Annotated in this window: 12 protein-coding genes and 3 pseudogenes; 3 read left to right on the forward strand and 12 right to left on the reverse strand. The window is 37.3% G+C overall.

Annotation, left to right across the window (positions count from 1 at the left end; all coding sequences use genetic code 11):
* Nucleotides 1–96: 96 nt before the first annotated feature.
* Nucleotides 97–1308 (reverse strand): cytotoxic necrotizing factor Rho-activating domain-containing protein, encoded by a 1212-nt coding sequence (locus tag L5L97_RS15440; RefSeq protein WP_263182711.1) that lies wholly within the window; start codon nt 1306–1308, stop codon nt 97–99.
* Nucleotides 1309–1624: 316 nt separating this feature from the next.
* Between L5L97_RS15440 and L5L97_RS22980 the strand changes: the two are divergent.
* Nucleotides 1625–1736 (forward strand): annotated as a pseudogene (locus L5L97_RS22980) (IS5/IS1182 family transposase); the annotation flags it as partial.
* Nucleotides 1737–2173: 437 nt separating this feature from the next.
* Nucleotides 2174–3106, forward strand: coding sequence for an SGNH/GDSL hydrolase family protein (locus tag L5L97_RS15445; protein ID WP_263162446.1), 933 nt, complete (start codon nt 2174–2176; stop codon nt 3104–3106).
* 283 nt (nt 3107–3389) lie between these two features.
* Here L5L97_RS15445 and L5L97_RS15450 read toward each other — a convergent pair.
* Together L5L97_RS15450 and L5L97_RS15455 are read right to left on the reverse strand one after the other, a co-directional pair.
* A pseudogene (locus L5L97_RS15450) lies at nt 3390–3497 on the reverse strand (transposase); the annotation flags it as partial.
* Between the two features lie 22 nt (nt 3498–3519).
* Complete coding sequence (locus L5L97_RS15455) at nt 3520–4440, reverse strand: LysR substrate-binding domain-containing protein (RefSeq protein WP_263182712.1); 921 nt, start codon at nt 4438–4440, stop codon at nt 3520–3522.
* A gap of 1148 nt (nt 4441–5588) precedes the next feature.
* Here L5L97_RS15455 and L5L97_RS15460 point away from each other — a divergent pair.
* Nucleotides 5589–6137 carry a transcriptional regulator gene (locus L5L97_RS15460; protein WP_263162451.1) on the forward strand — a complete coding sequence of 183 codons (549 nt, stop codon included), beginning with the start codon at nt 5589–5591 and terminating at the stop codon, nt 6135–6137.
* Between the two features lie 595 nt (nt 6138–6732).
* Here the strand turns inward: L5L97_RS15460 and L5L97_RS15465 are convergent.
* The 9 genes and pseudogenes from L5L97_RS15465 to L5L97_RS15505 form a co-directional block, all read right to left on the reverse strand.
* Nucleotides 6733–6951: a FliM/FliN family flagellar motor switch protein gene (locus tag L5L97_RS15465; RefSeq protein ID WP_242068362.1), complete on the reverse strand. Its 219-nt coding sequence runs from the start codon at nt 6949–6951 to the stop codon at nt 6733–6735.
* Nucleotides 6952–7587 (reverse strand): hypothetical protein, encoded by a 636-nt coding sequence (locus tag L5L97_RS15470; RefSeq protein ID WP_198572416.1) that lies wholly within the window; start codon nt 7585–7587, stop codon nt 6952–6954.
* 13 nt (nt 7588–7600) lie between these two features.
* On the reverse strand, nt 7601–8605 hold the full coding sequence (locus tag L5L97_RS15475; protein WP_263182713.1) for a hypothetical protein: 1005 nt from the start codon (nt 8603–8605) through the stop codon (nt 7601–7603).
* The gene (locus tag L5L97_RS15480; protein WP_263182715.1) at nt 8592–8987 is read right to left on the reverse strand and encodes a hypothetical protein; all 396 of its coding nucleotides are present in this window, start codon (nt 8985–8987) and stop codon (nt 8592–8594) included. Before L5L97_RS15480 ends, L5L97_RS15475 begins: the two co-directional genes overlap by 14 nt.
* Nucleotides 8977–9819: an OmpA family protein gene (locus L5L97_RS15485; RefSeq protein WP_173248763.1), complete on the reverse strand. Its 843-nt coding sequence runs from the start codon at nt 9817–9819 to the stop codon at nt 8977–8979. The genes L5L97_RS15480 and L5L97_RS15485 overlap by 11 nt, the downstream gene beginning before the upstream one ends.
* Nucleotides 9812–10858, reverse strand: coding sequence for an EscU/YscU/HrcU family type III secretion system export apparatus switch protein (locus tag L5L97_RS15490; RefSeq protein WP_173497956.1), 1047 nt, complete (start codon nt 10856–10858; stop codon nt 9812–9814). Before L5L97_RS15490 ends, L5L97_RS15485 begins: the two co-directional genes overlap by 8 nt.
* A 4-nt stretch (nt 10859–10862) precedes the next feature.
* Nucleotides 10863–12746 carry an FHIPEP family type III secretion protein gene (locus L5L97_RS15495; protein ID WP_263162459.1) on the reverse strand — a complete coding sequence of 628 codons (1884 nt, stop codon included), beginning with the start codon at nt 12744–12746 and terminating at the stop codon, nt 10863–10865.
* Nucleotides 12743–13339 carry a hypothetical protein gene (locus L5L97_RS15500; protein ID WP_263162462.1) on the reverse strand — a complete coding sequence of 199 codons (597 nt, stop codon included), beginning with the start codon at nt 13337–13339 and terminating at the stop codon, nt 12743–12745. Before L5L97_RS15500 ends, L5L97_RS15495 begins: the two co-directional genes overlap by 4 nt.
* 137 nt (nt 13340–13476) lie before the next feature.
* Nucleotides 13477–14655, reverse strand: a pseudogene (locus tag L5L97_RS15505) (hypothetical protein); the annotation flags it as partial.

The raw sequence follows: 14655 nt of genomic DNA on the forward strand, positions 1-14655 counted from the left end.
ATTAACAATTTTCTTAATAAAAATTTAAGCAGCTAATAGTTTTTTCCAACTGATTAGCTGCTTAATTAGTTAATATAATAGAGAAAAATTAGCCAATTAACGAGAAAACTCTTTGTCAGCAAATAATGCGAACATCGAATGTTGCAATGATCGTGTTTCAAAGCTACCGCTATCTATACTAAGATCATCTCCTAATACATTCACACTGATTTTACCTTTATTTTTACTAACTAAAGCCATGGCATTTCCTACGCGGGCTTCATCTCGTTTTGGTCCCATGTCATAATCAAAGCAGTTTACATTGGATTGGTTCATGACTGACTCACCGTGACCACAATAAATAAAAGCAGATTGGTCGAAATGGCTAGATAAATAACTTACTAACTCTTGGTTATTAGTACATGGTAAAGTATTAGATGTGTCACTAGCTAAAAATTCAGCACTTTGTGCAATCGACTCCGCACCTTTCTCTCCTGTAATCCAATCGTTATTTTCATTATTATATTGACCAGCATGGAAAGCAAACAACTTACTAGACTTAGTAGCAAACACAACAGAGCATCCCGATAAACTCCCAGCATGAATTAAAATAGGCTGGCCCTCTTTGACTTGATTTAAATCGAATGAGATACCAATAGTACCTTTATTACCATTATCCACAGCGAGTATATGCAGGTTGTTATCAAATGTTGCTTGATGAAAATACTGCCCAATTGGGCTTCCAGGAATTAATTCCTCTGGTACAATGTGATCGCCAGTGTAATATATTAATCCAGCTTTACTTTCTAGAGTATCTGAAGAAATATACTGGCCATTCTTATCATTTTGAATATGAGTTATAGGGAATGGTAAGTGTTCGTATTTTTTATGACAATCAATAATCCCCTTGCCGATTAAGGGTGACAATTGACCTTTAAGAACAGTTTGCTTGTCTGATTGTAGGCTGTGTAACGATAAGTCTGCAGACTTGAAGTGATTTCGTCGCGGGTCATTTTTCCATTGAGCACTTGCTTCTTCGGTTGAACCTTTTTTAACTTCAATAGTTAAGCCTCGCTTACTTAACATTTTGTTCTTACCAGAGCTATTATCAAATAAAGATTTAATTTTAGTCAGTACGGTTGCAGACTTGATTGATTTGTTATTTTTAATAAAGTTAGAATAAGTTTTATTTTTTGTTAAATTTTTCTTCTCTTGTTCAGTCAACGGACGAACAGAAACCAATTGAATCGGTGACGAATTATCGCTATTTTTTAAATTCGGCGTCAATAAGTCATAAGAGTTAGCTTTACTAAATATATTCATGCGCATGTCAAGTTTTCCACTGAGTTAAAAAATGAGCATATTCGATATCAGTATATTTCCTTAATGAAAAAATATAATATTTCATCACTTTTAATTATCAAAAACTATTTAAGGGAACTAACGTGAATAAACATGAATAAATATTATCATTCCTCCTTCACTAAGCAGGATTGATAGACTTAAACTTTAGCCACAGAAAACACGTTTGAAAAAAATAAAAATTAGTAAATACAATGCATAGGTGGTGACTATAAATGGCTAATGCCGCTACCTCACCTTTAAAATACTCACCATGTAAAGGTGAGCTATATCGGTAAATTGTTATAAACAGTCCATCAGCCCGAAATTGAGTCTGCGGGATTACAACAGTCAGGTTTAAAAGTGATGAACAAGACATAAGGCTAGCTATGCCCATCCGCCAGAGGGTCAATTAGCACAGGAAACAAGGTAGGAATGGGGTCACTGGAGAGTGATTTAAGTAATAAGCCCTCTTGGATAGAAAAATATTTTCAAGCCAATACAGTATGATCGTCTAGAAACCATATAGATACAGACCTCAAGCTCTAATTCAATAATCATCAGAGTATTTCATTATTTTTATGGTGTACATCTGTCTAATAAGTCTGATAGTCATAAAACCGACAGATAACCAATAGGAAATATCCCTATGCCATTTCGCATAGTTCAAGGAACAATATTCGTACCACTCAATACGAACACCCAACACCGCAATCCTACAATCTCAATAAAACATGTTCGGCCTCTATTAGCATCATCCCAATCTCCACACTCACGACTAAAGTATCAGCACCATAATAGTGTGGTGAAGGGACCTGTATCGACACAGGATACGATTGATGGACCCACTCAGATGACAGACTTCAGCCACCGTTTATTTGAAGTCGCAGTAAATGATCACCAAGAGCGTCAACAAAGGCTTTCTAATATATTAACCCCTCATGATCACGCATCACTGAATCATATTAAACGTTTGGTCGTGATAGGAGATAGTCTATCGGATTCAGAAGGCCGAATGAAATCAAAAACCTTGGGAATAATGCTTTCCTCTAAACAATATCACGCTGGACGTTTTACCAATGGTTTCGTATGGCCAGATTTTATATCTTCACCTGCCTATTTGAATAAAGAACTGGTAAATTATGCCGAAGGTGGTGCTGTAGCGGCTAAATATTCCAAGTTAAATCCCACCTTCTGGTTTATTTCCAACATGGAACGTCAAATTAAAAAACATGATTTTAAATCTGATGACTTAGTCATACTCGCTCTGGGCAGCAACGATTATATGACGTTCGATAAGAAAGACACTCAAAAAGTGGTACACTGTTACGAGAAACAAATCACTAAATTAGTGGGAAATAAAAAAATAAAAAACATCTTAGTTACAGGGATTCCAGACTTCACGAAGACAGCCTATGCCCAAAAACAAGACGAAACATATCGCACCAGTAATAGTGCTCTCGCCAGTGAACATAATGCTAGCCTAAGCCAAAAAATAGCAGAACTCGCGGAGCGATATAAGGCCGAAGGAGTAAATATACAGTTTTTCGATTTCGATAATCAATTTACTGAATTACTAGATAAAGCTGATAAGGTAGGTTATGACACTCACACAGCAAATAGTGTCGGTTATGTGGATATCTTTGGCACGAGTAAAGCTTTTGATCCTGCACATCGGCATGTATTTCATGATGAAGTTCATCCAAGCCAAGAGGTACACCAAATGTTAGCATCTCGAATGAGCGATTATATTATCTATAAATTTGGAAAATTAACCGATAATTAAAAAATTATCAATTACATAAGATTTTATTGCGTCCATATTAATTAGACGCAATAATTTAATTCTATTATAGAACAACAAGAAACCTAGCCACCATGTTAAAAAAAACAATATTATGTGCGTTCGAGCGATAGTTCCCGAAGTCAATTTAATAAGAACTACTAAAAGTAGTTAAATACATAATAGAGGTAGAAATCGAGCTAATTCTTTCATAAATAACGTATTTAAGTTGCGCCAACTCATTGCCTAAAGGTTGGCGGTTTAAAATAGTTTTGGTGTCAGTTTTTTAAAAGTGCTGACAGCTTGTCGTAAAATGCCGCCGTCGTTTTTCTAAGTGTTCACAGTAATAGGTGAGTTCTTGCAGAGCCGTCACCACAGGGCTATAAAATATCTTAATTTAGATTTACCCTAATAAATTAGCTATGCGATTTTATGAAATCAAAATATGCGAAGCGAATTTCATTAACGAGATTCAATGCAGCTGGAGTTAATTTTTTGTTACGAGGAAAAATCAAGCTATAATGGCCCTTAGGAAGCTTATCCTTAATTGGAATAATAGATATCAAGTCTTTGTGATGTGGAGCTAAAAACATAGGTCTAGGACCAACAAACAAATAGTCCTCATTTAATACAAGTTTCCGAGCGATGGCACTTGAATCACCAAAAATTACCGAACCACAAGATTTGACTCCATTAGGAAAAATTACTATTTCTAAATCGCTATAATATCCATGACTTGCAGCTGGAATATACCATTTTGCAGCCTGTAGTTCAGCTAGTGAAGTACTATTAGCAAGAGGATGTCCTTTGCGAGCTACGACCGAAAAACTACACGATGTCAACCTCTCTTCAACAAACTCATTAAGCATTAAATCGGAAGATACAACGCCAATAAAAAAATCTAGCTTCCCCATACGTAAAGAGCTTAGTAATTCAGAAAGCTGCCCTTCAATAATAGTAATCCGAGTGGAATTATGGCGTTCTTGGAACTTTTTAATAACATCAGGAACAATACTAGTAGCAGGGAAATGAGAGCAACCAAAAGCTATTTTCCCATCTGATAATTTCTCAATTTGTCGTAATTCATCAACTGCTCTCTCTAACTCATTCAGGATTAAATTCATTCTAGGCTCAAACATCATGCCGGCTTTAGTTAATACAGTGCTATTCATCCCTCTGTCTAACAAGGTAACACCCAGCGTCTTTTCAAGCTCCTGGATACTTCTCGTCAATGTCGACTGTGTCTGATGAAGCATTTGTGCAGCAGCACTAATATTTCCATGTTGAATAATAGCCCTAAGATTTCTAAGTTGATTTAGTTTCGGCAACGCTTTCATTCTATCTCCTTCAATATAATGGACTTTCTTTTTTACTACATTTCCATACGCAGGATAGCTGTAGATAGGATCACTCTGAGTAATAACTGGAACTTAAAAGCAATACCTCCATTGGCAAAACAACACTCAATTAATAATAGTAATAATTCTTGTTTAAGATAAGGGTATTTGCTACTACGTCGTGACTTATTAAAATTTGGCTACAGCATACAACGACTTAGTATCGCAGACATTCCTAGTTTTAGCCCATGAGACCTAATGTGTACTGCAACCTCATTCGACTTATAGCAGAAAATATTATCAGATAAAAACCTCTTGACTGTAGGAAGGTGTATTGGCATAGATCAATCACTGCAATGAATTTTTTAACAACCTCAAGGTCGTTTTTGACAAATAATACAACAATATAATTACCAGAAAACCATCAAAAAACAGTGTGTTATGAAAATCAACTTCGCAAGTTAAAGGGCAAAAGAACAAAAAATTCATAGCCATGAAAAAAATAGAGTTTTTTTTTTAAGCAAGTCTCGCTAGTATGCCTCTCCGTTATTGAGCACTTGACGCATTGTTTTGTTGTTTAGTACATATTAAAATCATAAATATCAATTCGATATACTTGCAGATTTACCAAAAACTATCATGACACAACTGGGAAATGTGAAAATTTTTTTCCAGAAAATCACGAAAATATCAAAAAACAACAATTACAAAAAAATATAAATTACTAACTTACTTACAAGGCGGTGTTTTTCGATTGATGCATAGTTTAACTATTGAAGTAAATTAAACTTGATCAACAACAATATTTGAAATGACCGAACAAGGAATAACACAGAAATCAAGTGCTGAGGGCAATACAAAGTTATCTCCTAAACTTAATAAAATGACTAATTATTAATTTATAAAACACAATATAGCAACATGAGTCACTAGCGATGAATAAATTGCTGCACCGCATAAATAGACTAAAGACTGCTTTTGACAGTAATGAGCACGGCAAGCAAATGACACAGCAAAAAGCAGTCAAACAAACTAGTCTAATAACCAAGAAAAAATCATTAAATACCTTATTCATAAAACGAATAGGGTTCATTTATCATACTTAACACTAGACTTATATCAAACGAGTGAACTTAAGAGGGCAAAAAATGACAAGAAACTATGTGTTGGGAAATCAGTTAGTATTTGATGTACTTAAAAGACAGATTAGTACACAAGAAAATACAGTGAAGATAGGTGGTCGCGAGGCAGTAATCTTAAAGTTACTATGTGATAATTTTAATAGTGTTGTGGATAAGGAATATATTCAAGAAAAAGTTTGGGGGAAAGTATTTGTAAGCGAAACATCCTTGACAAAAGCTATTTCAAATTTGCGAAAAATCCTTACCCAATTCGACAACTTAGCTTGCGAAATCAAAACAATTTCAAAAGAAGGTTATGTACTTATTTTAGATGAAAGTACCACGGACATTCAAATTCCCGATAAAAAAGATATAATTGACATCAAAAGTATCGAACAAGGAAATAAAGCTTTAAACAATCACGGCATGATTTCATCTTTCATAGAGAAAACGGAAATGATGCGAGAAAATTTGTCTATTAAGCATGTATATTTTTTCTTAGTATGCTTAATTTCTTCACTACTTGCATCGATGTTTACCGTTGTAGCTATTGTTACCATAAATAAAATATTTTAATAACTATAACAGCTGTTTTTGGTTTGAATATCTCATTATATATTATAAGCATGTAAAAATGAGCTGTAAATATATTCCATAAAAATCAAAATACACTTGCATTATATAGCCAAGGCATTGGCTAATGATATTATACAAGTCAATAAATCTAGCTCAGATATAGTGATGAAGAGTGAATAGCTACGCATTAACTCTACAGAAATAAGTTCTCCAAAGACATCTGCAAGCGAAATACATAATTAGAATAGAGTATTTACACTTTAGAATAGGAGGTAGTACCTTACTAAAAAATCTATCAGCCTAATTATTTGCAATAAACACGTCTATCTAATTAACTTCGCATCTACTCAAATCTGATTAAATTTTTTCATAGTGCTTTATATCTAAATAAGTTAACTATTGATTAACACTTGCTTGCATAATATAGAAACTCTTAATACCAATCAATATAGTTAGCAGAAAAACCTTACTAATAAATAAAATATAAAGGCACAAGATATCCTCTGATATACATGCGCCACAAATATATAGATTTAACCAATAGATAATCGTTATATTAATTTAACCATTACAGATTTTAACTTGAAAATATAAATTAATTCACGATGTTATTAACTTGTTCAATAGAAACATAAAACTGGTCATCTACTTTTATTAATGAGCCTGTTGCTATCAGTTCATTACCACTTTTTAATAATACTTCAGATTGAACAAAGTCGTTTACTGGCTTAATTTGACTTGTTTGTAAATGATTAAGTTCATCCAATGTCATAGTGCAATTTGCAATAACAACATCTATCGCGATGCGCATCATTTAGCCTCCCTGAGAAATAGAAATAATTGAGCGACGGACATCACGGATCTCTTCTTGAGCAGAGGTAATTTCTGTCATCGTATTTTTAAACTTTTGTTGCTCAGTATCTAAATCGACTTGGATGGTGTCACAATATGCTGTCATAGTTGCATTCATAGATTGGAGTTGATCATAAGTTACGTTCTTAGTGCTCCAATCAGTACCCGCGATCTCTCCAACGCCCTGAGGATTGCCAAGTTTAGTTTTAATGATGTCGTCTATTTGACTCAAAAATCCCGCTGCACTGCCTCCATTTAACTTAGTGCTTTTATCATCACCAGGTTTAGTGTTCGGTAATCTATCACTCATAATTAACCCCCATAGGCGGTTAATTTCGGCAATGGCCTCTGACTTTAATGAAATATTGTCAGCTTTAGCTTCAGCACTTTTTGTCTGTTCTGAAATATATTTTGAAAGAATTGTATCAATCAGACTCAACGGGTCTCGATTGCCCGCTGAAAATAAATAATTTGAAGATGATGCTTTAACCGCTTTAGTCGCTATGGGAAGCTGGCTCAAGGCCAATTCGAGCGCCTTAGCCTCGGACTCAGGAGTGGGAATAGCACTGGTCATAGATCTAGCTTGAATATCTAGCATTTCAGTTTTCCTATTATGATTGAATAAAATATACGCGTGTTTGATTGCGGTCTTTAAAAATGACCTTATTACGTGAAATAGACTGAATCACACCTAGAAGTGGTACATTACTACCAACCCAATATCGATACTTGTCGTCATATATATACCCTCTTGATGTCGATGAGTAAAAGATTGAATATGGAAAGTTGGCATTATCAATAACTTGAGTGCTATCATTCCGAACTGAAACGGATGGGATAATATCCTGTAGCCCATTAGCTCTTAGCACAATTGCAGCTTTGGCGTTATCATTGACAAACCAAGTATCATTTATCTTATTAAACGACAAACCATATTCGCCTAACACAGCCATAACTCGATTATCAGTTTCAAAGGTCTCAACCTGGATTTGATCACGATCGACTTTATTTATTACCTTATAACTAACAGGCTGCTTCGAATCGCTTGAGACTAATTCCACAACAGGTTGTGAGAGAATTTGCAAATTATTTGCTTCAACAATCTCAGCATTTGCTTGCAAAGCCTCAGGCAACAACAAAAAGGAGGCGCTATTGGGCACCTTAAGCTTGCCATTCTTGACGTAACTACCGTTGAGTTGAGTTAAGTGTTCTGCAATTTGCGTGTACTGGTTAGCTTGATATACCATCCACATACCTAGACCCAATCCAGCATTAAGCAACAAAGTTAACATAATGAGTGCTTGATATTTTCGAGCTAGATAGCTTAACCATTGTGGTTTACGTTTACCTTCTTGATAAACAAAAAAGGCTATGCCTCTTAAGCGATAGATACGGCCTGATTTCAGTTTTTTTAATCGGTCGTTTTTTCTTGATCCTCTAATACAGATGATATTTTTATCATTGCAAAACTCCCAACGAGTACTTACAGGAAAAATTTCTGGAACATAAAGCGTTTCTGCATCTATATCTTTATTTGACCCTGTAATAACTAGTTTTGGTTCTACTGGTAATATTACGCCATGCAGGTGGCCATCAATGAATTCAACTAACCACATGCAAGTTCAACTCTTGTCTCAATGTATTTGCAATACTCACAGTATCACTCAACGCTTTCAATAAACCTTGAGGATGGTCTGGTAAAGGTATATTACGCACATAGAAATAATCATTCGACTTAAACTTAGCAATATATCCACCCGATGTTAATGAAAAATTAGCATTTATTTTTAACGCAGTCTCTGCAGGGAAATGCTCAATATCGAGTTCAACCATAATCAAGATAGTGTTGGCAAGGCCAACGCGAGCACCATCTTCAATGCGGCAGCTTACATCACCAAAATGACACAATAATGCTTGGTGTTCATCTAGCGATAGGCTTGAAGCTTGCACTAAGTGAGTAAATTCCATTATAAATAAGGTAAATTTTTTATTTTTCATCGTAATTAAACTTCATCTCAATCATAAAGCGGCGCTGAGTAATACGCTGTTCAGCAGTTGGTAAACCATTTTCAACACTACCGCGTAAAAAAATGGGCGTATTTCTCATACCTTCAGTTTGTAAAAAGTATTTCACGCTTTTAGCGCGCGCATCAGCTAGACGTCGATTACTCTCATAAGCTCCTGATGAATCAGCAATGCCATAAACCAATATGCTTTCTATTGGCTTTCCACGCAGATCTTCAATCATGCGAACCAACATATTTCTACCATCTGGTGTCAGAGCTGATTCATTCACCATAAATAGCTCATTAAATACTAAACGTACGTGTTTAGACTGAGTACGACAAATATCGAATATATTATCTAATGCGCATGATGATTTATCGTCTACTATCCAATATTTCCCATCGTCCGAACTCCAACGATCACCAGCTATAGATCGACCGGTATCAGCTACAGTTGAACGGTCACTGCCAGAAAATTTATTACCCTTCACTACATTAATAAGATTTGAATAGAGCCAATAGTCACCTTGACAACTGCTTACCTCGCTTAACGCATAGGTATGTAAATTAGCGAGATATAGCCGACTTGGATGAGAAGGCGTAGAAACTTCAATACATGTCGTTTGATGTGGTGAACCATCTACATATTCAGGTATTCTCTTTACCCAATAACGTAGATGGTCTACATCATCAATCTCAGAAAACAGTAAATTATAAATATCTTGTTTCCATTCATGATCCCATATTATTGAATCATCTTTCACATTCTGGGCACATGAAGTGAGTCCAACTATCACCCCTATCCAAAGCCAATTTCTAAACATTTTTTGCACTTTCCTGCTTATTTAATTCTAAGAGAATAAAAGCGATATGGCGGTAAAACTCTTTAGGAATATAGTCTTCACCAGTACGCATACTTTTATAGAATGCCCTTGCAAGCCCTATATGTTCCAAAATCGGAATATTAAGCGCCTCTAATCTACGGCGTTCATCCAATGCAAATGATTCAGTTGTAATCTTGAGCACGACAGGGACTTTATCTATCATGCAGTCATAGCAAATAGGCACTAAGATATGCGTAGGATTTGCAATAGCAAAAGTTGGTGTACGCCCTTTAGTCATTGGCGCATCCATGACTTCTCGCATTTGCCGTTTGCGTTCAGACTTCATTTCTGGCGAGCCTTCCGTTTCTTTCATTTCATTTTTCATTTCAGTAAACGTCATACGGTTTTTATGATTAAAGTGATAACTCTCAGCCATAAAATCTACACAACCTAAACTTACGCCATAAACAAAAAACAATAAGGAAACCAAACCCACATACAGCATTAAATTATAAATAAAGTATGACACATTGTTTATTTGTGCCAACCTAGTCAATTCTGCGCCACCAATATCAAAAACATATTTAAGCAAAAACAACAAAAACGTTAACTCTAGCACCTTACGTAATGAACGGGATATTGCCTCAATTCCAAATATATTTTTAGCCCCCGTAACTGGGCTAATCTTTTCCATTTTAAGACCTAATGACTCAGTATTAATAACATTCTTATTTAGCATTACCCAACTAATAGCTGCCATGACGAGCTTAATCATTAGCAGTATGAATATACCCCACGCAATCACAGTGTAAATAATGTCTAAGCCTGTCTGTATATCTGCATATAACATTACCTCAAACCAATCATTTGACGAATCAAAAATAAAATAAATTGTACCAATAAATATCACTGCAAATACCACTAACTCCATGGTCGGTTCTGCTAGTTCAGTTTTTGGAAACTGACCTTTTTTTCTTAACTCCCGAAGCTTCTTCTCCGTTGGCGGATATTTTTTGGGTTCAGTTGATTCGTTTGACATAAATTTAGATCAAAACTTGTAGTGGTTCGGAACTCACAACACAACTTGGATCAGCTATATCACCATGGCTACATACTGAAATAGTTGATACCACCTGCTGGAAGAAAGATTTAACCGAATTAATTTCATTATCGTTCACAACTAAAGTCGGCTTACTTCCATATAGTGAGGTCATTCGCAGAACTTCCTGGCGTAATGCTGACTGAAGCTCAATTAGGCTATCTAAATCCTCACTCTCCCCCATGACAAAGGTTTCAATGCACTCGGTTAGTTCAGAACTCAATAGCGCAACATAGATTTTTCCCTCAGAATTCATTAAACGTGAGGTGATTTCATATCTTGCTTGATTTCGAATCCGATTGAGCCAATTTTTAGACTCATTATCGATACGAGACCAATAAATTAATGCCTCAAAGAAAGTCACCCTATCGAGATAAAACTCGCGAGCACGGATCATTTCTTTAATCACATCATGGACACGGTTCAAACCAAGTGCCGAGTCGATTTCGTTTTTAATCACTTCACTTTGGCTTGCAAGTCCTTCAATAATATTGCTGGTGTATTGAAGATTATACTTTTCAACTAAGCATTTCCGTAAAAAATATTGCACAATCGTAGCGATATTTTGGGTGGCAGCATCGCTAACAAAAATTTCGTCCCCAAGTACTTCGATTAGCTCTGCAGACTCATCATGTGAGAAGCTATAAATACGAATACCCGAAATATGAACTTCTATATCAACAGTAAGTTGCTCATCTACTGTGATAATAGGGGCGCCAAGGGCTTGGCCCCAAAGTGCTTTTTCAATCTGTACAAGACTAGTTTCTACTAGGGTGCAATGCTGAGGTTCCCTTAGCACAAATGTAAGAGATTCATATAGTCCACTGCCGGCAATGCCTGTATTTACGACAGTTTTTGGCTTGCCTTGCACTCGCCACAGTAAGAACGCTGACAGTGTACATAAGATAAATAACGTCATACACACATAGAACAGACTTGGACTGAGTAGACCGAGTAGTAAAATCAAGGCTCCAATAACTAACAGGCTTTTCCAAAAACGGCTAACCTGCTTTGCCATCTGCCCCATAAATGAACTAGATTCTTCATCCCCTTTAATACGCGTGAGATACACACCGCAAGCGATTGATAACAATAAGCTGGGGATCTGCGAGACAAGACCATCACCTATCGTCAGTACAGAGAATCGGCTAACACTTTCAGATAGCGAGAGATCAAACTGATTAACCCCCACATAAATGCCACCAAACAGGTTAACCAAGCTGATCAAAATACCAGCAATAGCATCACCTTTGACGAATTTCATTGCCCCATCGAGCGAACCAAATAGCCGATTTTCGGTGCTTAAATCAGAGCGTAACTTTTGTGCTTGTTCACCTGTAATAAGACCACTTTTTAAATCGCCGTCAATCGTCATTTGTCTACCAGGTAAGGCATCCAGAGAGAATCTGGCCCCCACTTCCGCGACCCTTTCGCCACCTTTGGTAACAACTAAAAATTGCACTATGGTGATAATGATAAAGATGAGTAACCCTGAAATAAGGTTCCCTCCCATCACAAACTCCCCCACGGTTTCAATCACATTACCTACATCTTCATTCGCAATAATGTTTCGGGTCGTTGCGATAGACAATAACAAGCGAAAGGTCGTCAGTAACAATACGACCGTTGGTAAAAATGTCACCATTAGAGGTTGATCATTCTCAAGCATGATAACCAGCAGCAATACTGAACTAATAAAACTAATTAAAATAAACAGATCGATCACCACTCCGGGAAGGGTGAACAAAATAATAGTTGGCAACGCAAATGCGAGAATCACACTGCTGGGATTAAACTTGATTGGAAACCGACGAAGACGCTTAATCATACCGTCTCCAAGCTAGTCCGTAGTGCTTCAACAATCGACTGAGTTTCTATGCTAATAATCTTGTCGTCATTCTCTATCGTCAGCACGGCGAATCCATTGACATAGGTATACTCTACAGACAAATGTCTTGCCTGATCGTCTATTTCAGCATGGAGTAAGTCCACAAGATGTCCGATTAAATACTCATTAAGACTCAGTTCTGTTAAACGCAATTTTACGGTTTCAGCGAGTCGGTTTTTCAATTCATCTTTCAACAAACTAAGACTTTGATACTGTTCTTCAACAATATCGACAAGCTGTTGATTGGCTTCGTCAAACCAACGCTCTTGATTAACCTGAAATTCTTCTTCTATCTCATTATATAAATTATTAGCGTGAAGATTGAGCGCCTGCTCTTTCTCCTCGATCAGTTGCACCACTTGCTCTTCAAGCATTTGCTGGTATTGCTCGACTCTCTCTTCTAAAGCAGATAATAACGCCTTAGCCTCGTTATAAATAAGAAGATCAGACTTCTTTATTACGTTTGAGTGACGCTCTTTCTTAAATGCAATCTGTGGAACTAATCGATGCAATGAATTGATTTCTATATACAAGACATACCTCATTCTGGTTTAGAATTTAAGCTTACTAAATCCTTAAATCTCACTACAAAAGAAAAAAAAAGATTAAACCTGAACTCTTATGATTTAATCTTTTCAATTGATGGAGAGTCTGGAGGTTAGCTATTGATTCAAGGCGCTAAAACCAGATTACTTCGAACAACCGGAGAGGTAACAATCAGTTCTCCACTGGCAGTCCCGAGTAAATATGAGCGTCCGGTCGACACTAGATCCAACCCTGAAATTTGCTGGTAATCAGATTTATTCATTCGATTAACGGGATTTAACTGCGACTTAATCTCGGCCCGATCCCTTAAATTATTTAATTTACCGGCAAAATGATTTTGTCCCCGCATACTGGTAGCCCCTTGAGTCAACAGGACCTTCGAATTCAAACTTTTCAAATACTGACCTAAATCTTGTTTTCGCCACTCTTCAAATTCAGCAGAATCTTTTTTACCTCGTAAAGACTCAGGTATAGGTCGCCAAGATCCCATTAACGTGCCAGCCTCTGGACGATCTAAGAACTTAGGTACCCTATGTTGAATATATCCCCCCGCTCGGCCTACTATGCGCGATTCGATCTTACCTAGGTCAAGTTGTGGTTTAGCAGTACTTTTTTGACTCTCAGCGGCAATAACAGGACCAGCTGTCTCAGTCGACACTGGGGTTAATGTATTAACTAACGTTGCAACAACACCAACTTCACCATCAGTCACATCCGTCATCGATGGCGAACCGTTGCCCGTTGCAGCTGAGGTTGTACCGCTGCCATTACCAGCCGCGGGACCACGAGGATGATCTGTCGCTGCACTCGGCACTGCATCTGGGGTTGTCCCCAAATTACGTCTAGGTCCTTGGGTGTAATTACTGCCCGTTTGCGCACCCTGACTCAGATTCACAGGTGTTGAACTACTCACCTCCCATTTACGGCCGGTGTATCCTTGTGCAGCATTCGCCTCAGGCACCACTGTCGCAGGGGTGTCTTCCGTAGGCACGCCATCCGTCTGTGACATTGAAGGTGTGTTTATGGTGTTCGCCGCAACAGGTGGACGAGCCGATGTACCCGCATTCGTCGGTGTACCCGCATTCGTCAGTGTGTCCGCGACGGCTGTCGGAACATCGGTTTGAGTACCATCATCAGTTATCGATGGCGAACCGTTGCCCGTTGCAGGAACAGGACCACGAGGATGAGCTATCGCTGAACTCGGTGCAGCATCTGGGGTTGTCCCCAAATTACGTCTAGGTCCTGGGGTGTAATTGCTGCCCGTTTGCGCACCCTGACTCAGATTCACAGGTGTTGAACTACT

This window comes from Shewanella sp. SM71 (genome assembly GCF_025653905.1).
GTDB lineage: Bacteria > Pseudomonadota > Gammaproteobacteria > Enterobacterales > Shewanellaceae > Shewanella > Shewanella oncorhynchi.